The 25,656-nt window shown below is 70.9% G+C and carries 4 protein-coding genes; all 4 read right to left on the reverse strand.

Annotated elements, in window-relative coordinates:
* Positions 1-1,746: type I polyketide synthase (locus ACFFQA_RS03965; RefSeq protein ID WP_377850219.1), on the reverse strand; the 1,746-nt coding region annotated here is incomplete at its 3' end.
* A 7-nt stretch (positions 1,747-1,753) separates the two neighbouring features.
* Positions 1,754-6,802 (reverse strand): SDR family NAD(P)-dependent oxidoreductase, encoded by a 5,049-nt coding sequence (locus tag ACFFQA_RS03970; protein WP_377850220.1) that lies wholly within the window; start codon positions 6,800-6,802, stop codon positions 1,754-1,756.
* The gene (locus ACFFQA_RS03975; protein WP_377850221.1) at positions 6,799-15,834 is read right to left on the reverse strand and encodes a type I polyketide synthase; all 9,036 of its coding nucleotides are present in this window, start codon (positions 15,832-15,834) and stop codon (positions 6,799-6,801) included. Before ACFFQA_RS03975 ends, ACFFQA_RS03970 begins: the two co-directional genes overlap by 4 nt.
* Complete coding sequence (locus ACFFQA_RS03980) at positions 15,835-24,930, reverse strand: type I polyketide synthase (RefSeq protein ID WP_377850222.1); 9,096 nt, start codon at positions 24,928-24,930, stop codon at positions 15,835-15,837.
* Positions 24,931-25,656: the final 726 nt, after the last annotated feature.

Here is a 25,656-nt window from a genome sequence, read left to right on the forward strand (position 1 = left end):
CAACGCAGCAGCACACGCCTGCATCGACTCAGCGAAAACTGGCTCCGACAGCAGCTCCGTGGCCATGCCGGACCACTGCGAACCCTGGCCCGGGAACACGAACACCGGGCGGTCCGCAGAACCCGCCACACCCCGAACCACACCAGGCTCATCGGCGGCGAGTGCGGCCAGACCGGCCCGGAAGTCCTCTGGGGTGGTGCCGACCACGACGGCGCGGTGCTCCAACCGGGCACGCGAGTTCGCCAAGGAGTAGCCGACGTCCAGGGGATCACCGTCCACAACGGACAGCAGCCGGGTCGCCTGCGCCCGCAACGCGGCACCCGATGTCGCCGACACCACCCACGCCGTCGCGCGATCGGAGGGCACCTCACGGGCGGTCTCGACCGCAGGGGCCTGCTCGACGATCACGTGCGCGTTCGTCCCGCTCACGCCGAAAGACGACACCCCGGCGCGACGCGGCTCACCGGTCTCGGGCCACTCGACCTGTTCGGTCACCAGCGACACCGCGCCCGCCGACCAGTCGACCTTGGGCGTCGGCTCGTCCACGTGCAGGGTGCGCGGCACGATGCCGTTGCGGATGGCCTGAACCATCTTGATCACACCGCCGACCCCGGCGGCCGCCTGGGTGTGACCGATGTTGGACTTCAACGAGCCCAGCAGCAGCGGACGCTCCCGGTCCTGACCGTAAGTCGCCAGGATCGCCTGCGCCTCAATGGGATCGCCTAGCGTCGTGCCCGTGCCGTGCGCCTCCACCACGTCAACCTGGCGCGGCGACAGTCCGGCTCCGGCGAGCGCGGACCGGATCACCCGCTGCTGGGACGGACCGTTCGGCGCGGTCAAGCCGCTGGACGCACCGTCCTGGTTGACGGCGGAGCCCCGGATCACCGCGAGCACTGGATGGCCGTTCTTCTGCGCGTCGGAGAGCTTCTCCAGCAGCAGCATCCCGGCGCCTTCGGACCACGAGGTGCCATCAGCCGCCGCCGCGAAGGACTTGGATCGGCCGTCGGCGGCCAGGCCGCGCTGCTTGGCGAACTCGACGAACGCACCTGGAGTGGACATCACCGTGACACCGCCGGCGAGCGCGAGCGTGCACTCTCCCTTGCGCAGCGACTCACCGGCGAGGTGCAACGCCACCAACGACGACGAGCACGCCGTGTCGATGGTGACCGCCGGGCCCTCCAGACCGAAGGTGTAGGCGATGCGGCCGGAGACGACCGAGCCGGAGTTGCCCGTGCCGATGTAGCCCTGGACGCTCTCCGGGATCTCGTGCAGGCGCGAGGCGTAGTCGTGGTACATCAGGCCCGCGAACACGCCAGTCCTGCTGCCGCGCACCGACTCCGGGGTCATCCCGGAGCGTTCGAGCACCTCCCACGCGACTTCGAGCAGCAACCGCTGCTGCGGGTCCATCGCCAGGGCCTCGCGCGGCGAGATGCCGAACAGCGACGGGTCGAAGTCCGCGGCTGTGTGCAGGAACCCGCTTTCGCTGACGTAGACCGAGTCTCCGCGCAGGGCGGCCATGTCCCAGCCGCGATCCGTCGGGAACGGTGAGATCGCGTCGCCGCCGGCGGCCACCAGGTCCCACAGCTGCTCGGGCGTCTCGACACCGCCGGGGTAGCGGCAGGCCATGCCGACGACGGCCAGCGGCTCCTGCGCTCCGGACTCCAGCTCGGCCAGCCTGCGGTTGGCCTCCTTCAGGTCCGAGGTGGCCCGCCGGAGGTAGCTGAGGAGCTTCTCCTCGTTCGACATCTGTGGCTCAGCTCCTGCCGAATTCGCGGTCGAGAACGTCGAAGAGCTCGTCGGCGGACGCCGAGCCGAACTCCGGTGCCGGTGCCGTTTCCGGGGTCGTCCACCCGTCGAGCAGCTTCCGCAGCCTCGCGGCGATCTCCTCGCGGGAGGCGTCGTCGCGCGGGGTCGCGGCGAGCGCGGCCTCCATCCGGTCCAGCTCCGCCAGCGCGGGCAGGACCGGCGGCGCGGCGGGTGCGGCGGAGGCGAGCACGTGCCGCGCGACGGCCAGCGGCGTCGGGAAGTCGAAGATCAGCGTCGCCGGGAGCCGCAACCCGGTCACCGCGGTGAGCCCGTTGCGCAGCTCCACAGCGGTCAGCGAGTCGATCCCCAGCTCCAGGAAGCCCTTGCCGGGTTCGATCGTGTTCGCGGTGGCGTGCCCGAGCACGGTCGCGGTGTGCGAGCGCACGATGTCCAGCACGAACCGCTCCTGCTCCCCCTCGACGGTGTCGGCGAGGCGCTGCGCGAAGCTCGGTCCCTCGCCCGCGCCGTCGTGCGCCCGCCGCAGCGGCGCACGCACCAGCCCGCGCAGCAGGTGAGGCACGTTTCCGTTGCGCAGAGCCGCGAAGTCGAGCCGGACCGGCACGACAACGGGTTCGCCCTCGCTCACTGCTGCGTCGAACATCGCGAGCCCCTGCGCGGCCGACAACGGCACCATTCCGAGCCGCGTCATTCGCGCACGGTCGGCGGCGGCCAGTGTGCCGAGCATCCCGCCGTCGTGCGCCCAAGGCCCCCAGGCGAGCGACGTGGCGGGAAGTCCTCGGGCGCGCCGCTTCCTGGCCAAGGCGTCAAGGGCGGCGTTGGCCGCCGCGTAGTTGCCCTGGCCGGGGCTGCCGAACGTCGCAGACGCGGAGGAGAACAGCACGAACGCGCGAAGCTCCATGCCCTCGGTCAGCTCATCGAGGTGCCGCGCCGCGTCGAGCTTAGGCCGCAGTACGGCTTCAAGGCGTTCCGGCGTCAATGACTCGATCACGCCGTCGTCCAGGACTCCTGCGGTATGCACCACAGCGGTGACCCGGTGCGCCGCGAGGACCTCGCGCAGCGCCTCACGATCCGCGACGTCACACGCGATGACGGTGACATCGGCATCGAGACCGGTCAGCTCGGCGGCGACAGGCGCGTCCGGTCCGCTGCGGCTGAGGACCACGAGCTTCCCGACACCGTGTTCGTCAACGAGGTGCTTGGCGAGCAGCACACCGAGCGCCCCGGTACCGCCGGTGATCAGCACGGAGTCGTCCGCACTGAGAGCTGTGTCCGATGTGGATGGTGTGTGTCGTGCGAGCCTGGGCGCGTAGGCGATCCCGTCACGAACCATGATCTGCGGTTCATCGGTGACCACGACCGGTTCACCGTCAGTGTCGATCAACAGGTACCGGTCCGGGTTCTCCGCCTGCGCGGCCCGGACGAGGCCCCACACTGCCGCCTGGTCCGGGTCCTCCGATGCTCCACGGGTCACAAAGCCGAGGCGCTTGTCGGAGGACCAGCTCTGAAGCAGCTCCAGGGCGTGGCGCGCGTCGGAGCACTCCACGAGTTCGACGTCGGCGGCGGGCCGCGACGGCATCTCCGTCCACTCGACACGGAACAGCGAGTCCACGCGGGCCCGCACCTGGTCGGCGGTCACCGGCCGCAGCGCGAGTGAAGCGACGCTGGCCACCGGTCGCCCTGCCTGGTCGGCAATGGTCAGCGATACCGCGTCGGGTCCGGCGGGCGAGATCCGCACGCGCAGCGCGGAGGCTCCGGTGGCGTGCAGACGGACGTCGCTCCACGCGAAGGGCAGCCGTGCCTGGTCGCCATCGACAACACCGCTGAACGGCACGGCGTGCAGCGCCGAGTCCAGCAGCGCGGGGTGGAGTCCGAAGGCACCCGCATCGTGTTGCTCCACAACGACTTCAGCGAAGACGTCGGAGCCGGACCGCCACGCGGCACGCAGTCCTTGGAAGACGGGGCCGTAGTCCAGCCCGGCTTCGGCCAGGCCGGGGTACAGACCACCGAGGTCGATGGGCTCGGCGTCGGCGGGCGGCCAGGCGGTGAGCCCCTCGGCTTCGCCGGGCGTGGCGGCGGCGAGGACGCCACTCGCGTGCCGGGTCCACTCGGCGGAGCCGTCCTCGGCCCGAGAGTGGATGGCGATCTCCCGCTCGCGCACGGTGATGCGCAGGTCAACCGCACCGCTGGCGGGCACGACCAGGGGCGCTTCGAGGGTCAGCTCCTCCAGGAGGTCGTACCCGGCGCGCTCTCCGGCGTGCAGTGCGAGTTCGAGGAACGCCGTTCCGGGCAACAGAACGGTGCCGAGCACGGTGTGGTCGGCCAGCCACGGCATCGTGCTCAGCGACAGCCGACCCGCGAGCACGAATCCGTCCGGGACGTCCACGGACGCGGTGAGCAGCGGGTGCTCGGTCCCGGTGGACGCAACGTCGGAGTTGAGCCAGTACCGCTCCCGCTGGAACGGATACGTCGGCAGGTCAACGAGCCGACCAGGGGCCAGGACCGTCGTCCACTCAACCGCTCCGCCGCGAACGTACACGGTGGACAGTGCACTGAGGACGCTGTGCACCTCGTCCCGGTGCTTGCGCAGAGCCGGAACAGCCACCGCGTCAACCATGGCGCTCAACACGCCATCGGGACCGAGTTCGACCATCGTGGTCACGCCCAGGTCTTCGAGGGTCTTCACCCCGTCGGCGAACCGGACAGTCTCACGAACGTGCCGCACCCAGTAGTCAGCGGTGAACTCGGTGACAACGTCACCCGTGAGGTTGGAAACCACCGGGATCTTCGGAGCCGCGTAGGTCAGTCCCTCCGCGACACGCCGGAACTCCGCCAACATGCCGTCCATGCGGTGCGAGTGGAACGCGTGACTCACCTTGAGCCGCTTGGTCTTGACCCCGAGGGACTCCGCCAGAGCCACCACCGCGTCCTCGTCACCGGACAACACGACAGACGCAGGCCCGTTCACAGCCGCGATACTGACGCCCTCGGACAGCTCGATCGCATCCTCACTGCACTGAACAGCGACCATCGCGCCACCAGTCGGCAACGCCTCCATCAACCGAGCACGAGCGGTCACCAGCGTCAGCGCGTCCTCAACGCCCAACGCACCGGCGACATGCGCGGCGGCCAACTCGCCGACCGAATGCCCGATCAAGAAGTCCGGTCGAACGCCCCAGGACTCGAACAGGCGAAACAGAGCAACCTCGACCGCGAACAAGGCGGGCTGCGTGTTGGCCGTCCGATCCAAAACCGAGGCATCGTCCCCGAAGATCACTTCCCGGACAGCGGCCCCGACCTCGTCGAAAGCAGCCCGGAACACCGGGAACGCCTCGTACAGCTCACGCCCCATACCCAGGCGCTGCGAACCCTGACCCGAGAACAGAAACGCCAGACGCCCCTCAGTGACCGTGCCGCGCACCACGTCCGGATCGAGATCGCCGGACGCGAGCGAGGTCAGCCCACGCCGCAGGTCCCCGAGCACCACGGCGCGGTGCGGGAAGGCCGACCGCGACGCGACCAGCGAGGCGGCGACATCCGCCGGGGACTCCTCCACCGCCAGCAGCCGCTCCGCCTGCGCCCGCAGCGCGTCCTCGGAACGAGCCGAGACCAGCCAGGCGAGGTGGTTCCCGGTGCCGATCGGCTCGGCGGCCTCGACCGGAGGGGCCTGCTCCAGGATCACGTGCGCGTTGGTGCCACTCACCCCGAAGCCGGACACCGCGGCTCGGCGCGGCTCGCCGGTGGACGGCCAGTCCACGGTCTCGGTCAGCAGCGACACCGATCCGGCCGACCAGTCCACATGGGACGAAGGACGGTCCACGTGCAGGCTCATCGGAAGCACGCCGTTGCGCAGCGCGAGGACCATCTTGATCACACCGGCGATCCCGGCCGCGGCCTGCGTGTGCCCGATGTTGGACTTCAACGACCCCAGCCACAACGGATGCGCGCGGTCCTGACCGTAGGTCGCCAGCAACGCCTGCGCCTCGATCGGATCGCCGAGAGTGGTCCCGGTTCCGTGTGCCTCCACGGCATCGACCTGCTGCGGCGTCAGCCCGGCGTTGGCCAGCGCGGCGCGGATCACCCGCTGCTGAGCGGGGCCGCTCGGCGCGGTCAGCCCGTTGGACGCGCCGTCCTGGTTCACCGCCGAGCCACGCACGACCGCGAGCACCGTGTGTCCATTTCGGACGGCGTCGGAAAGTCGTTCCACCACAACGACTCCAGCGCCCTCGCCCCAGCCGGTTCCGTCGGCGGCGTCGGCGAACGGCTTGCACCGGCCGTCGGGCGCGAGCCCCCGCTGGCGGCTGAACTCGGTGAACACGGTGGGCGTCGCCATCACCGTGACCCCGCCGACCAGCGCCATCGAGCACTCGCCCTGACGCAGCGCCTGGGTGGCCTGGTGCAGCGCCACCAGCGAGGACGAGCACGCCGTTTCCACCGTCACCGCAGGGCCTTCGAGCCCGAGCGCGTAGGCGATCCTGCCGGAGGCGACGCTGGTGACGTTGCCCGCCATCAGGTGTCCTTCAACGCCGTCGACCGCCTGGTGGAGCGCCGCCGCGTAGCCGGAGAACGCCGCGCCGACGAAGACACCGGTCCTGCTGCCGCGCAGCGACTCCGGGTCGATGCCCGCACGCTCGACGGCCTCCCACGAGGTCTCCAGCAGCAACCGCTGCTGCGGGTCCATCGCCAGCGCCTCGCGCGGGGAGATGCCGAAGAACTCGGCGTCGAAGTCGGCGGCGTCGGCGACGAATCCGCCCTCACGGGAGTACGTCGTGCGCGCGCCCGCGTTGTCCGGGTCGTAGAGCGCTTCGACGTCCCAGCCGCGGTCGGCGGGAAAGTCCCCGATCACGTCGGCGCCCTCGGTGAGCAACCGCCACAGCTCCTCAGGGGAGCCGGCCCCGCCGGGGAAACGGCAGGCCATGCCGACGATCGCGATCGGCTCGCGCTCGCCGGACTCCAGCTCCCGCAGGCGGCGGCGGGTGGTGTGCAGGTCGGCGGTGACCTGCTTGAGGAAGTGGCGGAGCTTGTCCTCGTTGCTCATGAGATGCCGAACTCCTTACCGATGAAGTCGAAGATCTCGTCGTCACTGGCCGCGTCGAGGGTCACCCCGGAGTCCTCGTCCCCGCCGGACCAGCGGTGCAGCAGCGCGCGCAACCGGCCGGTCAGCTCGGCCCGCACGGCCTCGTCGAGCTCCACTGTGGACAGCGCTTCGAGCTTGCCCAGCTCGGCGAGCCCCGGCGCGCCCGCGCCACCGGCGACCAGCTCACCGCGCAGGAAGGCGGCAAGCGCGACCGGCGTGGCGTGGTCGAACACCAGCGTCGCGGGCAGCTTCAGCCCGGTGGCGGCGCTCAGCCTGTTCCGCAGCTCCACGGCGGTCAGCGAGTCGAAGCCGACCTCACGGAACGCCCGCCCGGCCTCGACGCCGCCCGCACCGGTGTGGCCGAGCACGGCAGCGGCCTCGGTGCGCACCAGGTCCAGCAACAGCCGGTCCTGCTCGTCGGCCGAGAGCCCGGCCAGCCTGCCGGTCAACCGCTCCTCGGCCCCCTTCGGTTCCTCGGACCGCGTGGTCAGCGCCCGCACCTCCGGCAGCTCGCTGATCAACGGCCTGGACCGTGCGGCGGTGAACCCCGGCACGAACCTCGGCCAGTCGACGTCGGCGACCGCGACCAGGTCCTCGCCCAGTGCGACAGCGCGGTCCAGCGCGGAGATCGCCGAGGCCGCGGGCATCGTCGGCAAACCCCGCCTGCGCAGCATCGCCTCCACGCCGTCCGTCGCGGCCATCCCGCCATCGGCCCAGGGACCCCACGCGACCGAGGTCATCGGCACCCCTTCGGCACGTCTGCGCTGCGCGAGACCGTCGAGGTAAGCGTTCGCCGCGGCATAGGCGCCTTGTCCTCCGCTGCCCCATACCGCCGCGACGGAGGAGAACAACACGAAGGCGTCCAGGTCCTCCTTGTCCAGCAAGGCGTCCAGGTTCTCAGCACCGGAGACCTTGCCCGCGAGGACACGGGCGAACCCGGCGAGATCCGTGCCGGCGACGGGCTCCTCGGCCTGGCCGACACCCGCCGCGTGGACGACGGCCCGGACCGGCGAATCGATCCGGCTCAGCAAGTCCGCGACGGCGTCCCGGTGGGCGATGTCGCACGCGGCGACGGTCACCGCGACCCCGCTCGCGCGGAGTTCGGCGGCGAGTTCCGCCGCTCCGTCGGCGTTCTCGCCCCGGCGGCTGGTGAGCACGATGTGCTCCGCCCCGTTCCCGGCCAGCCAGCGCGCGACGTGTCCGCCGAGCGCGCCGGTGCCACCGGTGACCAGGACGGTGCCGCGCGGGCTCCACGCCGTGGCGGCCCCGCCAGACGCGTGCACGAGGCGACGCGCCAACACGCCGGTGTCGCGGATCGCGACCTGGTCTTCTTCCGTGTCGGCCAACACCCCGGCGAGCCGGTCGATGGCCCGCTCGCCGAGCTCGGCGGGCAGGTCCACCAGGCCACCCCACCGATCCGGGTGCTCCAGTCCGACCACGCGGCCGAAGCCCCAGGTCTGTGTCTGCGCGGGCGCGTCGAGCACGTCGTCGGCACCGACCGAGACAGCACCACAGGTGAGGCACCACAGCGGTGCGCCGATCCCGGCGTCACCGAGCGCCTGCACCAGGACCAGCGTCGATGCCAGGCCCGTCGGCATCACGGAGTGCGCGGGGTGCGGCTTCTCATCCAGGGCCAGCAAGGAGACAACGCCGGTGACACCGGCCTCCGCGGCCAACGTCAAAGCGAGTTCGGCGCGGTCGTCGGTGGCAACGCGGACCGTGGTGATCTCCGCACCCCTGGCCGCGAGGCCGTTGGCGACCACGTCCACCCGAGCGTCTTCGGTCGTCGGTGCGACGATCAGCCACCGCCCGGTGAGCACACCGGGAGCCTCGGCGGTTGGCCGCCAGGCGATCCCATAACGGAGACCGTCGACAACGGACTCCTGCCGTCGAGTTCTGCGCCACGCCGACAGCGCGGGCAGCGCATCGCTCAACGGCGTCTGCCCGTCCAGGTCGAGGACTTCGGTCAGGTCGGCGTTGTCCACGGCGGCCCAGAACTCGGCGTCCACCGGGTCCGATGCGGGTGCGGTGGGCGGCTCCGGCCAGTAGCTCTGACGCTGGAACGGATACGTCGGCAGGTCAACGCGGCGCCCCTCGGAGCACAGCGCGGTCCAGTCGACCGCTCCCCCGTTCACGTGCACGGTGGCGAGCGCGGTCAGCACGCTCCGTACCTCGTCCCGGTCCTTGCGCAGAGCCGGAACCGCCACCGCGTCAACCATGGCGCTCAACACGCCGTCCGGCCCGAGTTCGACCATCGTGGTCACACCCAGGTCCTCCAGGGTCCTCACCCCGTCGGCGAACCGAACAGCCTCACGAACATGCCGCACCCAGTAGTCAGCCGTGAACTCAGCGACAACGTCACCCGTGAGATTCGAGACCACCGGGATCTTCGGAGCCCTATAGGTCAGCCCCTCCGCGACACGCCGGAACTCCGCCAACATCCCGTCCATGCGATGCGAGTGGAACGCGTGGCTGACGCGAAGCCGCTTGGTCTTCACACCAAGGGACTCCGCCAGAGCCACCACAGCGTCCTCATCACCGGACAACACAACGGACGTAGGCCCGTTGACCGCAGCGACACTCACGCCTTCAGTCAGCTCGATCGCATCCTCACTGCACTGAACAGCGACCATCGCCCCACCCGCGGGCAGAGCGTCCATCAACTGGGCACGAGCGGTCACCAGCGTCAGCGCATCCTCAACGCCCAACACACCGGCGACATGCGCGGCGGCCAACTCACCGACCGAGTGCCCGATCAAGAAGTCGGGCCGAACGCCCCAGGACTCGAACAGGCGAAACAGAGCAACCTCGACCGCGAACAAGGCGGGCTGCGTGTTGGCCGTCCGATCCAAAACCGACGCGTCGCCGCCGAAGATCACTTCCCGGACAGCGGCCCCGACCTCGTCGAAGGCAGCACGGAACACCGGGAAGGCCTCGTACAGCTCACGCCCCATACCCAGACGCTGCGAACCCTGACCCGAGAACAAGAAGGCCAAGCGCCCCTCGCTCGCCACACCGGTCACCACACCGGAGTCATTCCGGCCAGCCGCGAGAGCGGCCAACCCGGCACGCGGCTCGCCCACCACCACGGCGCGGTGCTCGAACGCGGTCCGCGACGTGGCCAGGGAGTACGCCACATCCACCGACGGCGTGTCGGCCAACGGAAGCAGCTGCTCGGCCTGCGCCCGCATGGCGGCCTCGGAGCGCCCCGACAGCACCCACGGCGCGAACCCCGACATCGACGACGCGGGAACGACGTCGTCACCGGCTTCGAGGACCACATGCGCGTTGGTGCCGCTCACCCCGAAGGAGGACACACCGGCGCGGCGGGGCTCACCCGTCGACGGCCACGGTCGGTTCTCGGTCAGCAGCGACACCGCGCCCGCCGACCAGTCCACGTGCGGCGACGGCTCGTCCACGTGCAACGTGGGCGGTAGTTCGCCGTGGCGCATCGCCTGCACCATCTTGATCACACCCGCCACACCGGCAGCGGCCTGCGTGTGCCCGATGTTGGACTTCACCGACCCCAGCCACAACGGATGCGCGCGGTCCTGACCGTAGGTCGCCAGCAACGCCTGCGCCTCGATCGGATCGCCCAGCCGCGTACCTGTTCCGTGCGCCTCCACAACGTCCACATCGGACGGACGAAGCTCGGCGTCGGCCAGCGCCGCCATGATCACGCGCTGCTGCGACGGCCCGTTCGGCGCGGTCAGCCCGTTGGACGCGCCGTCCTGGTTCACCGCCGACCCGCGCACGACAGCCAGCACCGGGTGCCCGTTGCGGCGCGCGTCGGAGAGCCGCTCGACGACCAACACGCCGACACCCTCGCCCCATGCGGTTCCGTCCGCGTCGGCGGAGAACGCCTTGACCCGGCCGTCAGCGGCGAGACCGCGCTGCCGGGAGAACCGGACGAACGCGCTCGGCGTCGACATGATCGACACGCCACCGGCGAGCGCGAGTGAGCACTCGCCCGCGCGCAGTGCGCGAGCGGCGAGGTGCAGCGCCACCAACGACGACGAACACGCCGTGTCCACGGTCACCGCAGGGCCTTCAAGTCCGAGCGCGTAAGCGATGCGGCCCGACAGGACGCTGCCCGCGTTGCCGGTCAACAGGTAGCCCTCGGCCCCTTCGGGCGCATCGGCGAGCAGGGACTCGTAGTCCTGGCCGTTGGTGCCCGCGAAAACGCCGACCTGCTTGCCTCGCAAGGACGTCGGGTCAATCCCCGCGCGCTCGACGGCCTCCCACGCGGTCTCCAGCAACAACCTCTGCTGCGGGTCCATCGCCAGCGCCTCACGCGGGGAGATCCCGAAGAACGCAGGGTCGAAACGATCGACACCGTCCAGGAAAGCGCCCTCGCGGGTGTAGGTCTTCCCGGCACGCTCCGGGTCCGGGTCGTAGATGCCGTCCACGTCCCAGCCACGGTCGGCCGGGAACGGGGTCACCGCGTCAACGCCCCCGGAAACCAGCTCCCACAGCTGCTCCGGCGAAGCCACCCCACCGGGGAACCGGCAGGCGATCCCGACGATCGCGATGGGTTCTCCCGTAGCCACGGCGGTTTCCGGCGCCGCGACGGCCGAAGAAGCGCCCAGCACCTGGTCGCGCAGGAACTCCGCCAGCGCGTCCGGGGTCGGGTAGTCGAAAACCAGCGTCGTCGGCAGCGTGAGACCGGTCGCGACACCCAACCGGTTACGCAGCTGCACGCCGGTGAGCGAGTCGAAGCCCTGCTCGCGGAACGCCCGCCCAGCCACCTGCGCCGAACCCGCGCCCAGCACGGCCGAGGCGTGCGTGCGCACGACATCCAGCAGCAGTCGGTGCTGCTCGGCCTCGGAGAGGTCGGCGAGACAGGAGCGCAGCTCGACCCGCTCGGCCGCGGGCAGGTCGCGCACCTCGGGCAGGTCGGTGATCAACGGAAGCGTGCGGATCGGGTGGAACTCGCGGGCGAACCTCGCCCAGTCCACATCGACCAGCAGCAGCGTCGCGTCATCACGGGACACCGCGTCCGCCAGGCCCGCGACGACGAGTTCGGGTGCCATCGCCTCGAAGCCGAGCCGCCGCTGCACCCGCTCGCCGACACCGTCGGCGAGGCCACCGCCGCCGAGCAGACCCCACGAGATCGAGGTCGCGGGCAGACCGGCCGCCCTGCGCTGCTCGGCGAGAGCGTCGAGATAGGCATTGGCTGCCGCGTAGGCGCTCTGACCCGCGTTGCCCCACACCCCGGCGACCGACGAGCACAGCACGAAGGCGTCGAGATCAAGATCGCGGGTCAGCTCGTCGAGGTTGCGCGCCGCGATCACCTTGGGCCGCAACACCGCCTCGGCACGCTCAAGGGTCAGCGTGTCCATCATGGCGTCGTCCAGGACACCGGCGGTGTGCACGACAGCGGTGAATCGGTGCTCGGCGAACAGAGCCGCCAAGGCGTCGCAGTCGGCGGCGTCGCAGGCAACGATGGTGACCCGCTCCCCCAGCTCCGCGACCAACTCGGCCGCCCCTGGCGCGTCCGCACCCCGCCTGCTGGTCAGCACGAGGTGCTCGGCCCCGTTGTCAGCCAGCCACCGCGCGACCCGGCCGCCCAGCGCTCCGGTGCCACCGGTGACCAGGACGGTGCCGCGCGGCTGCCACGAGCCGGTGCTCGGCGCGGTCACCCGCTCCAGCCTGCGCACCAGAACACTGTCCGAGCGCACCGCGAACTGGTCCTCATTCCCGTGAGCGGCGAACACACCGGCGAGGCGGTCCAGCACCCGCTGGTCCGGATCGTCCGGCAGCTCGACGAGTCCGCCCCAGCGGCGAGGGTGCTCCAGCCCGAGCACACGTCCGAAACCCCAGACCTGTGCGCACTCGGGACTGTTCCCGCTGGTCAGACACCACAACGGCGCGTCAACCCCAGCGTCGCCCAGTGCCTGTGCGGCAACCACGGTCGGCCAGAACTCGCCCGCGAGGGACACCACGCCACTGGGGGTGAGCCCGGCCAGTCGCTCGGCCAGCACCGCACGATCGGTCCCCGCCGCCACCCGGACGACCTCCGCGCCGTGCCGGACGAGCGTGTCCTCGACAGCGGCCTCGTGCTCCGCGCCGGAGGCCAGCAGCACCCAGGTCCCGGACAGCGACGTGACCGGTGGCGAGTCGGCAGGCCGCCACACCACGCGATAGCGCCAACCATCCACAACGGACTGGTCCCGACGGTCCCGCCGCCACGCCACCATGGCGGGCAGCACCTCGGACATCGGCGTGTTGGCGGACACGCCCAGCTCGTCGGCGAGTTCACCGCGCTCGACGACATCCCAAAACCGCGTGTCGAGCGGGTCCGCCGCAGACGTCGCCGTGTCGTCCAACCAGTGCCGCTGCCGCTGGAACGGATAGGTCGGCAGGTCAACGACGCGACCACCACCGCACAAGCGCGCCCAGTCAATCTGAACACCACGCACGTACGCCTCGGCGACGGAAGTGAGGAACCGGTCGATGCCACCCTCGTCGCGACGCAGCGACCCCACGACCGTCGCGTCCTGTGCGGTCTCCTGCACGCCGACGGCGAGCACAGGGTGCGCGCTGGACTCGATGAAAACCTTGTGGCCCTGGGACACCAACAACCGGACGGTCGCCTCGAACCGCACGGTCTGTCTCAGATTCCGATACCAGTACCCCGCGTCCAGCTCCACCGTGTCGATCTTCGACGCGGTCACTGTCGAGTAGAACGGGATCTCCGACGAGCGAGGCTTGATCGGTGCGAGAACTCGTGCCAGCTCGTCTGCGAGGGCCTCGACGTGTGCGGAGTGCGACGCGTAGTCCACCGGAATCCACCGAGCGCGCACCCCGGCGGCCTCCCACCGAGCGACCAACGTCGCCAGCGCCTCCGGATCACCGGACACCACAACGGAGTTCGCGCCGTTGACGGCAGCGATGGACGCGCCATCGACAAGGTCGACCTCGCCCACCGGCAGCGACACCGAGACCATGCCACCCTTGCCCGACAACGCCAGGATCGCCTTGCTCCGCAAAGCAACCACCAGCGCAGCGTCCTCAAGCGACAGAGCACCCGACACCGCAGCCGCAGCGATCTCACCCTGGGAGTGACCGATCACCGCAGCAGGCTCAACCCCATACGACCGCCACAGAGCGGCCAGCGACACCATCACCGCCCACAACACGGGCTGAACAACATCAACCCGCTCAAGCGGACCGGACAGCTCCTCGAACAAGTCCCACTCGACGTGCGGAGCAAGAGCAGCGGCACACGCCTTCATCGACTCCGCGAAAGCCGGCTCCGACAGCAGCTCCACCGCCATGCCGCCCCACTGCGAACCCTGGCCGGGGAACACGAACGCCACACGGCCGGGCGTCCCGGCGACACCTTCGACGACGTCCGGTCGGACACCACAACCGGTCACCCCGCCCAGGCTGTCCCGGAAGCCCTTGAGGTCCCTGGCCAGCACCACGGCCCGGTGCTCGAACGCCGTCCGCGCGGTCGCCAGCGTGAACGCCACGTCAACCGGGTTCACCGAAGGCTCAGCATCCACAAAGGACATCAACCGCGCGGCCTGTTCCCGGAGAGCCGCGTCGCCACGGCCGGACAGGACCCAAGGAACCAACGCCTGGGCGGGCTCCGGCGCGACATCCGCCTCGGGCGCCTGCTCCAGGATCACGTGCGCGTTGGTGCCGCTGATCCCGAAGGACGACACCGCGGCGCGCCGGGGCTCTCCCGTTGCGGGCCACTGCACGGCCTCGGTCAACAGCGCCAGCTCACCCGCCGACCAGTCGATGTACTCGGACGGCTCGTCTACGTGCAGGGTCTTCGGCAGCACACCGTGCCGCAACGCCTGCACCATCTTGATCACACCACCAACACCGGCAGCCGCCTGAGCGTGACCGATGTTCGACTTCAACGACCCCAACAGCAGCGGGCGCTCCCGCTCACGGCCGTAGGTGGCCAGAATCGCTTGTGCCTCAATGGGATCGCCCAACGTGGTACCCGTACCGTGCGCCTCGACGGCGTCCACCTGAGCGGCGGAGAGCGACGCGCTTTCCAATGCGGCGCGGATCACCCGCTCCTGGGCAGCACCACTCGGCGCGGTGAGACCGTTCGACGCGCCGTCGGAGTTCATCGCGGACCCGCGCAGCACCGCGAGCACCCGGTGGCCGTTGCGCCTAGCGTCGGACAGCCGCTCCAACAGGAGCATGCCGGCACCCTCACCGGGGCCGAAGCCGTCGGCCTTGGCGGAGAACGCCTTGCAGCGGCCGTCCGGCGCCAGCCCGCGCTGGCGGCTGAAGGAAACGAACATGCCGGGGGTGGACATGACGGTCACGCCACCCGCGAGGGCGAGCGAGCACTCACCGTTGCGCAGGGACTGGGCCGCGAGGTGCAACGCCACCAACGAGGACGAGCAAGCGGTGTCCACTGTGGCCGCTGGGCCTTCCAAGCCGAGCGTGTAGGCGATCCGGCCGGACGCCACGCTGGTGGTGGTCCCGGTGAACAGGTGCGCCTCCGAGCCGTCCTCCGCTCGCGTCAGCCGGGGGCCGTACTCCTGGCTGATGACACCGGCGAAGACGCCGACCTGCTTGCCGCGCAAGGACGCGGGGTCGATACCCGCGCGTTCGACCGCCTCCCACGAGGTCTCCAGCAGCAGCCGCTGCTGCGGGTCCATCGCCGCGGCCTCGCGCGGGGAGATCCCGAAGAAGGCCGAGTCGAAGTCGGCGGCCCCGCGCAGGAACCCGCCCTGCCGGGTGTAGGTCCGGCCCGCCGCGTCCGCGTCCGGGTCGAACAGCGCGTCGGCATCCCAGCCACGGTCGGCCGGGAACTCCGAGATCGCGTCGGTGCCCGAGCCGACCAGCTCCCACAGGTCCTCCGGCGAGGCGACCCCGCCGGGGAACCGGCAGGCCATGCCGACGATCGCCAGCGGCTCGCGCCCGGCGTTCTCGGCGTCGCGCAGCCGCTGCTTCGTCTCGTGCAGCTCGGCGGTGACGCGCTTGAGGTACGCGACGAGCTTCTCCTCGTTCGACACCTATCCCAGCTCCCTGTCGATGAAGGCGAAGAGGTCGTCAGTGCTGGCCGACTCCAGCTCGGCGGCGACACCCGACGACTGGTGCGGCTCGGCGCCGTCCTCAGCCAGCGCCAGCAGCTTCCGCAGCCGCGCGGTGACCGTGGCCCGCAGCTCGCCGTCCCCGTTGAGCCCCGCCACGCTGGTCTCCAGCAGGTCGAGCTCGGTGAGCACCGCGGGCGCTGCCGGGGCAGCGGTCACCGGCGCGAGCTCGGCGCGCACCCGATCGGCGAGGGCTTCCGGGGTGGGGCAGTCGAAGAGCACCGTCGCCGGGAGCCGGAGGCCGGTGGCCGCGTTCAGCCGGTTGCGCAGCTCCACCGAGGTCAACGAGTCGAACCCGAGGTCCTTGAAGGTCTGCCCGACCTCCACCGAGGCCGGGTCGCCGTGCCCGAGCACCGTCGCGGTGTGACCGCGCAGGACTTCGAGGACGATGTGCGACTGCTCCTCAGTGGACAGTCCGGAGAGCTTGTCAACCAACGCATCGCCGGTGACGACCTCACGTGCGGCGACGCGCCGTGTAGTCGAGCGTACGACTCCGCGCAGCAGCGGGGGCACTTCGGCTCCTGACGCGCGCAGAGCCGCCGAGGCCAGCCGCACCGGCACGAGCGCGGGCCGGTCGTGCGCGGTGGCCGCGTCGAACAACGCGAGCCCGTCCGCAGTAGAGAGAGCACCGAGTCCGGCTCTGGTCATCCGTCTCAGGTCGGCGTCGGCGAGGTGGCCGGTCATCCCGCTGGCCTCGGCCCACACGCCCCACGCCAGCGACTGCGCGGGCAGCCCGAGGCTGTGCCGGTGCGCGGCCAGCGCGTCCAGGAACACGTTCGCGGCTGCGTAGTTCGCCTGTCCCGGCAGGCCGAAGGTGCCCGCGGCGGAGGAGAACAGCACGAACATCGACAGGTCCTGGTCCAGGCTCAGCTCGTGCAGGTTCCACGCGGCGTCGATCTTCGGCCGCAGCACGGAGTCCACCTGTTCCGGCGTCATCGACGCCAGCACCGAGTCGTCCAGCACACCCGCCGCGTGCACGATCCCGGTGAGCCGCCGCCCGGCGAGCACCGTGGCGAGCGCGTCCCGGTCGGCGGCGTCGCACGCGGCCACGGTCACCGAGGCACCGAGCCCGGTCAGCTCGGCGACGACCTCGTCAACACCCGGCGTGTCCGCGCCCCGTCGGCTGGTCAGCAGCAGCTCGCGCACCCCGTGCTCGGTCACCAGGTGCCTGGCGAACACCGCGCCGAGGGTGCCGGTGCCGCCGGTGATCAGCACGGTGCCGCGCGGGTCCGGTGTGTGCGGCAGCGTGAGCACCAGCTTGCCCGTGTGCTTGGCCTGGCTGAGGAACCGGAACGCCGCTGGTGCCTGGCGGATGTCCCACGTGGTCGTAGGGAGCGGCCGCAGCACCCCGTCCGCGAACAGCGCCATCAGCTCGGCCAGCATGTCCGCCACGACGTCCGGGTCCGTGGTGAGCAGATCGAAAACCCGGTAGGTGATGTCGTCGCGGACCTCATCGGCGGCGCGGATGTCGGTCTTGCCGATCTCCACGAACCGCCCGCCCTTGGGCAGCAACCGCATCGAAGCGTCGATGAACTCCTTGGCCAGCGAGTTGAGCACCGCGTCGACACGGGGGAACCGCCACTCGAAGTGGAGGTCGCGCGAGGAGGCGAGGTGCTCCTCGTCCAGGCCGAGGGAGAGCGCGACGCCGTGCTTGGCGGGGCTGGCGGTGCCGAGGACCTTGGCGCCCCAGTGCTGGGCGAGCTGCACAGCCGCCATGCCGACGCCACCGGTCACGGCGTGGATCAGCACCGACTCGCCCGCCTTGAGCCCGGCGTCGTGCCGCAGCGCGTGGTAGGCGGTGAGGAACACCACCGGCACCGACGCGGCGACGGAGAAGCTCCACTCGTCGGGAACCGTTGCCAGCAAACGCTGATCGGTCACACCGACCGGGCCGAACGCGCCGGTGAACAGGCCCATCACCCGGTCTCCAGGTGCGAAGCGGGTCACGCCGGGACCGACCTCGGTGACGACACCGGCGCCCTCGCTGCCCAGGACCTCCTGACCGGGCACCATGCCCAGCGCGAGCACCACGTCCCGGAAGTTCAGCCCCGCCGCCCGCAGCGCGACCCTGACCTCGCCTTCGGCGAGCGGCGCGAGGGAGCCGGGGTGCGCGACGAGCGCGAGATTGTCGAGGGTGCCCTTCTCGGTGATGTCCAGCCGCCAGGCGCGTTCCCCGCGCGGCGGCAGCAGCCCGCCGCCCGCGCTCGCGGGAGCGAGTCGCGCGACGCGGAGGGTGCCCGCCCGCAGGGCCAGCTGCGGCTCGTCGCCGAGCAGCGCCGCGGGCAGCAGCGCGGCGGACGCGTCGTGGTCGTCGAGGTCCAGCAGCGTGAACCGGCCTGGGTGCTCCGAGACAGCCGAGCGGATCAGGCCCCACACGGGAGCGGTCGCGAGGTCGAGAACGTCCTCCCCCGGCGTCACGGCGACCGCGTTCCTCGTCAGGACAACGAGTTTCGACGACTCGAACCGCTCGTCGGCCAGCCACGACCGGATGAAGGCGAGAACCTGGTGAGTGGTCTCACGCGCCGCCCCTGCCACCTCGGTGGACGAACCGACACAGGTCAGCAGGACGAGCTCCGGCGATCCGTCGACGGCGTCGAGCGCACCGCAGGAGCTGACCGACCAGCCCGCGGCCTCCAGGGCGACACCGACCTTCAGATCGTCGTTGCCCAACACGGTGACCGGAGTCGCTTCGGCCCGGGGCGCTGCCGCCGTGGTGATCTCGTTCCACTCCACCACGAACAGCGAGTCGTTGCCGCTGACGCGAAGCGCCTCGCGAGTGGTCGGCCGCATCGTGAGCGCGTCGATCGATGCCACCGGCGATCCGGAGACGTCGAAGAGCCGCACCGACACCGTGTCCTGCCCGGCAGGAGTGATCCGCACTCGAAGGCTGGTCGCGTCGGTGGCGTGCAGGCTCACCCCACTCCACGCGAACGGCAGCAGACAGCCATCGGCCTCCGCGACGATCACGTGCAGCGCCGCGTCCAGCAGCGCCGGGTGCAACGCGAAGCCGCCACCGCCTTGGGGCAGAACGACTTCCGCGAACAGCTCGGTGCCGATCCGCCACGCCGACCGCAGCCCCTGGAACAGCGGCCCGTACCCGTAGCCGCTCTCCGCGAGCCGCTCGTACACGCCGTCCAGGTCGATCGCCTTCGCGTTCGCGGGCGGCCACGCACCCAGCTCGACGGTCGAGGTCGTGCCACCGGTCAGCACTCCGCTGGCGTGCGTGGTCCACGCGCTCGCGTCGTCCTGTCGCGAGTAGACAGTCACCGTCCTGCGACCGTCGTCGTCGGCGCCGACCACGACCTGCACCGCGATGCCACCACGTTCAGGAAGTACGAGCGGCGCTTCGAGGGTCAGCTCTTCCAGGCGGTCGCAGCCGACCTGGTGCCCGGCATGCAGGGCAAGCTCCACGAACGCGGTTCCCGGCAACAGAGCCGTCCCGAACACGGCATGCTCGGCGAGCCACGGGTGGGAGTCCAGGGACAACCGTCCGGAGAACAGGTGCCCGGCCGACTCGGGCAGCTCGACCGCCGCGCCGAGCAGCGGGTGCCCCGCGTCGAGAAGCCCGGCGGAGGCGAGGTCGGCGGTCCGGGGCGCGGCATCGAGCCAGAACCACTCCCGCTGGAACGGGTACGTGGGCAGGTCAACGAGCTGTCCGCCGCCGCGCGCCCAGTTCACGGCGACGCCGTGGGTGAACGCCTCGCCGAGGGACAGCAGGAACCGGTCCAAACCGCCCTCGTCGCGGCGCAGCGACCCCACCGCCGGAGCGTCGATCCCCATCGTCAACACAGGGTGCGCGCTGCACTCGACGAACACGCCGTCCAACTGCGACACCGTCTCGTGGAACCGCACGGTCTGCCTCAAGTTCCGGTACCAGTACCCGGCGTCCAGCTCCGAGGTAGTGATCTCCGACGCGGTCACCGTCGAATAGAACGGAATCTCCGACGAGCGAGGCTTGATCGGCGCGAGAACTCGCGCCAGCTCCTCCTCGATCTCCTCCACGTGCGCGGAATGCGAGGCGTAGTCCACCGGGATCACCCGAGCACGGACACCTTCAGCCTCGCACCGCTTGACCAACGCCTCCAATGCGGTCGGATCACCGGAGACCACCGTCGCATGAGGACCGTTCACCGCCGCAATCGACAGGCCTTCGGTCAGCTCCACGGTTCCGGACGCAACCGAAACCATGCCACCCTTGCCCGACAACGCCAGGATCGCCTTGCTTCGCAAAGCAACCACCAGCGCAGCGTCCTCAAGCGACAGAGCACCCGACACCGCAGCAGCCGCGATCTCCCCCTGCGAATGACCCACCACAGCCGCAGGCTCAACCCCATACGACCGCCACAAGGCAGCCAGCGACACCATCACCGCCCACAACACCGGCTGAACGACGTCGACGCGCTCGAGCGGACCGGACAGCTCCTCGAACAAGTCCCACTCAACATACGGCTTCAACGCAGCCGCACACGCCTCCATCGACTCCGCGAACACCGGCTCCGACAGCAGCTCCACGGCCATGCCGGACCACTGCGAACCCTGACCCGGGAACACGAACACCGGACGGTTCTCAACACCGGCGACGCCCCGAACCACACCTGGCGCGGGCTCATCGGCGACGAGGGCGGCCAGACCGGCACGGAACTCCTCGGTGGTGGAGCCCACCACAACGGCCCGGTGCTCCAGTCGAGCACGGGAGGTCGCCAGGGAGAAACCGACGTCCACCGGATTCTCATCCACAGTGGACAGAAGAGCGGCCTGGTCCCGCAGCGCCGCGAGCGACTTCGCGGACAACACCCACGCGGTCACACGAGGAGCCGACTCCTGCCGCGACTCGTCAGACGCCTGCTCCAGGATCACATGCGCGTTGGTGCCGCTGATCCCGAAGGACGACACAGCGGCGCGGCGCGGGTGATCAGTCGATGGCCACTCCACGGGCTCGGTCAGCAGCGACACCGCGCCCGCCGACCAGTCGACCCGCGTCGACGGCTCGTCAACGTGCAGGGTCTTCGGCAGCACACCGTGCCGCAACGCCTGCACCATCTTGATCACACCACCAACACCGGCAGCCGCCTGAGCGTGACCGATGTTCGACTTCAACGACCCCAACAGCAGCGGGCGCTCCCGCTCACGGCCGTAGGTGGCCAGAATCGCTTGTGCCTCAATGGGATCGCCCAACGTGGTACCCGTGCCGTGCGCCTCGACAGCATCCACATCGGACGGCCGAAGGCCAGCGGAGGCGAGCGCGGCGCGGATCACCCGCTGCTGCGACGGGCCGTTCGGCGCGGTCAACCCGTTGGACGCGCCGTCCTGGTTCACCGCCGAACCCCGGACCACAGCGAGGATCGGATGACCATTGCGCTCCGCTTCGGAGAGCCGTTCCAGCACGAGCATTCCGACGCCTTCGGCCCACGCGGTGCCATCGGCGGCCTCGGCGAACGCCTTGCACCTGCCGTCGACGGACAGGCCGCGCTGCCGGGAGAACTCCACGAACATGCCCGGCTCGGCCATCACAGCGGCGCCACCGACGAGCGCGAGCGAGCACTCGCCCTGACGCAGGGCCTGAACGCCCATGTGCAGCGCGACCAGCGACGACGAGCACGCGGTGTCCACGGTCACCGCTGGTCCCTCAAGACCGAGCGTGTACGCGACCCGCCCCGACGTGACGCTGGCGGTGGTCCCGGTCAGCAGGTAACCGTCGAGCCCATCAGCACCCTCGTGCAGGCGCGGCCCGTACTCCTGCGACATCGCGCCGACGAACACCCCGGCCCGCGAACCGCGCAGGCCGCTCGGGTCGATGCCCGCGCGCTCCAACGCCTCCCACGAGGTCTCCAGCACCAGGCGCTGCTGCGGGTCCATGGCCAGCGCCTCGCGCGGGGAGATCCCGAAGAACGCCGGGTCGAACGCGCCCGCGTCGTGCAGGAACCCGCCGTGCCGGGTGTAGCTCGTCCCCGGGTTCTCCGGGTCCGGGTGGTGGAGCGCGTCGAGCCGCCAGCCCCGGTTGTCCGGGAACTCCGAGATCGCGTCCCCGCCGGAGCGGACGAGCTCCCACAGGTCCTCCGGCGAGGCCACCCCGCCGGGGAAGCGGCAAGCCATGCCAACGATTGCCATAGGCTCGTTCACCGCGGCGGGCACCTCGGCGACGACCGCGTCGCCGGGCTCGCCGTCGCGCAGTCGCTCGATGAGCGCGGCCGGGGTCGGGAAGTCGAAGACCAGGCTCTGCGGCAGTGCCGCTCCCGTGGCGGCGACCAGTCGGTTGCGCAGGTCGACCCCGCTGATCGAGTCGAACCCGAGCTCCTTGAACGTGCGGCTCGTGACCACCTCGTCCGGCCCGGAGAAGCCCAGCACGACGGCGATGTGCGCGCGGACGAGGCGGGCCAGGTCCCGCTCGGCGACCGGGGCCTTCACCTCGGTCCCGGCGTCGTCGAGCCAGTACCGCTCCCGCTGGAAGGAGTAGGTCGGCAACGCGGTCCGGCGGCCACCGGGGAACTCCCACGTCACCGCGACGCCGTGCGCGTACGCGTCGGCGACCGCGGTCTCGAACCGCTCGACGCCGCCGTCGTCGCGCCGCAGCGAGGACAGCGCGACCCCGCCGCTCCCCTCGTCCTCGGCGGTCCGCTGGATCGCGGCCGTCAGCACCGGGTGCGGGCTGATCTCGACGAACACCCGGTGCCCGGCGTCCAGCAGCGCCCGCGTCGCGTCGGCGAACAGCACCGTCTGGCGCAGGTTCCGGTACCAGTAACCGGCATCGAGACCTGTGGTGTCCACTGTGGACCCGGTAACCGACGAGAAGAACGGGATGTGCCCGGCGCGCGGGCTGATCGGGGCGAGCGAGTCCAGCAGGCGCTCGCGGAGCACCTCGACCTGCGCCGAGTGCGACGCGTAGCTCACCGGGATCGACTTGGCCCGCACACCGGCCTCGGTCAGCTCGGCCAACAGCGCCGCCAGCGCCGCGGAGTCCCCGGAGAGCACCGTCGAACCGGTGCCGTTGAGCGCAGCGACCGACACGCGATCACCGTGCGGCGCGAGGAGTTCGGCCAGCTCGGCGACGGGAAGCGGGACCGAGAGCATCCCACCGGACTCGGGCAGTTCGGCGATCGCGGCGCTGCGCAGCGCGACCAACCGCGCGGCGTCGGCCAGGGACAGCGCCCCGGCGACACAGGCGGCGGCGATCTCGCCCTGCGAGTGCCCGACGACAGCGGCGGGCTCGACGCCGCGCGAGCGCCAGAGCCGCGCGAGGGACACCATCACGGCGAACAGCGCGGGCTGCACGACATCGACCCGCCGCAGCGCCTCACCGTCGGCGAGCACGTCGGTCAGCGACCAGTCCACCCACGGCGCGAGGGCTTGTTCGCACTCCTGGATGCCGGCGCAGAACACCTCGGAGGTCGCGAGCAGCTCACGGCCCATTCCCACCCACTGCGCGCCCTGACCGGGGAAGACGAAGACCGGCCCGGTGCCGGAGACGACCTCGCCGGTGACCAGCCGCGGCGAGGGCAGTCCGTCCGCGAGCGCGTCCAGCGCGGCGGGGTCGGACCCGAGCACGACCGCGCGGTGCTCGAAGGCGGTGCGCGTGGTGGCCAGCGAGAACCCGACGTCCACCGGGTTCAGGCCGGGGTTGTCCGCGAGGTGGGCGCGAAGCCGATCGGCCTGCTCCCGCAGCGCCCGCGCGGTGCGGGCGGAGAGGACCCACGGCACCGGCGCGGGCCGGGGCTCGTCGGCGGCGGCGACCGCCGGGGCCTCGGAGACGACCAGGTGGCAGTTGGTCCCGCCGACGCCGAAGGAGCTCACCCCGGCGACCAGCGGACGGTCCGGCACCGGCCACGGGCCGGTCTCGGTGCTCACCCGCAGCCGCCACCCGGTGAAGTCGATCTTCGGGTTGGGCCGCTCGAAGTTCAGGCTCGCGGGCTGCTCCCGGTGCGCGACCGACAGCGCGACCTTGAGCAGGCCGACGATGCCCGAGGCGCCTTCGAGGTGCCCGACGTTGGTCTTGGCCGACCCGACCACCAGCGGCCGGTCCTCCGCGCGGTCCCCGGCGAAGACCGCGCCGAGCGCCTCGGCCTCGATCGGGTCGCCGACCGCGGTGCCGGTCCCGTGCAGCTCGACGTACTGCACGTCGGCGGGCGCGATCCCGGCCGCGGTGTGGGCGGCGCGGATGACATCGCGCTGCGCCAAGGGGTTCGGCGTGGTGAGGCCGGTGGTCGCGCCGTCGTTGTTGACCGCGCCACCCCGGATCACGCAGTAGACGCGGTCGCCGTCGGCGACCGCCGCGCGCAGCGGTTTGAGCACGACCATCCCGCCGCCCTCGCCGCGGACGAACCCGTTGGCCCGCTCGTCGAAGGTGAAGGAGCGCCCGTCCGGCGACAGCCCGCCGAACCGCGCGGCGGCCACCGCGCCGTCCGGGGCCAGGTTGAGCGCGACCCCACCGGCGACGGCGAGGGTGGACTCGCCGCGCAGCAGGCTCTCGCAGGCGAGGTGCACCGCGACCAGCGCGGAGGACTGCGCGGCGTCCACGGTCAGGCTCGGGCCGTGCGCGCCGAGCAGGTACGACAGCCGGTTGGCGATGACACCCCTGGTCAGGCCGGTGAAGGTGTGCCTGCCGATGCCGGAGTCCCCGGCCCGCGCCGCGAGCTTGGCGTAGTCGTCGGCCATCGCGCCGACGAACACCCCGGTGCGGCTGCCGCGCAGCGCCGACGGCAGCAGCGCGGCGTCCTCCAGCGCCTCCCAGCCGAGTTCGAGCACGAGGCGCTGCTGCGGGTCGACCGCGACCGCCTCACGCGGCGAGATCCCGAAGAAGCCCGGGTCGAAACCGTCGACGCGGTCGAGAAAGCCACCGAACCGGCCCGGGTCCCCCGGCTCGGCCACCCACCGGTCCGCGGGCACCTCGGTGATCGCGTCGACGCCGCCGGTCAGCGCCCGCCAGAACTCCCCGGGAGTGGACGCGCCCGGCAGCCGGCACGCCATCCCCACAATCGCAACTGCCCGTTCCCCGGATTCGTCGCCCACGAATTCCCTGGTCACCGTGCTTCACGTCTCCTCGCAGTCGCCACCCCCGCCGCGCTCAGCGCGCACTACTCCCCGCAGAGGTGCGCGCATGGCAAGGACCCATGCGACCAACGCCGGACAACACCCGCCCCAGAACGGCGCGTCACGCGAAGTTGATCTTCATGGTTGTGGGCGACAAGCCCGTTGGATAACACAGATAAAGGCACTACAGCTCGGTGACCCCAGATCACCGCTATCCCCAGTAACAACGGCACAGACAAGTAACCAAAAAACGCGACAAGGCAGCCCCAGTTGTTGCCCGGTCACGACAGAGTCAACCAAGTCAGCCTATCGGGTGCAACCTTCACACCAAGTTTTTGAAACTCCGGCAGCGCGTGCTATCAGGCGCGGCACAGCCCGGCCAGCTAGCCCACCAAAGCGGTCGTGACCTGGGCAAACAGCCCGAGATTCGGACAGGACCACCCGATCGGACCTCAACGTTCTTGGCGATTAGCTTTCGGCGTTTCCTACGGCGATCGAGGTATGACGTGACAAGGAGCACCCTCCGACCGGAGTACTTCTCCGCCTTTCACCAGCGGTGGTATCACGCGTCTATCACAGCGCCGGGCATGGTCACCACCGACCACGTCATCTTTCGTCTCCCGGCGAAAGGCGCCGGATTCGGGCAACCGCCACGGCCATGTCCGCCACGTGATCACCCCGTTACCAGCAGGCAAACCGGCAGGTCAGCACGCACGCACG

The sequence above is a fragment of the Allokutzneria oryzae genome (assembly GCF_042429765.1).
GTDB lineage: Bacteria > Actinomycetota > Actinomycetes > Mycobacteriales > Pseudonocardiaceae > Allokutzneria > Allokutzneria oryzae.

Excerpts from the sequence above, each read along its gene's own strand:
- ACFFQA_RS03970 (WP_377850220.1), bottom strand. The coding sequence starts at position 6,802 with ATGAGCAACGAGGACAAGCTCCGCCACTTCCTCAAGCAGGTCACCGCC.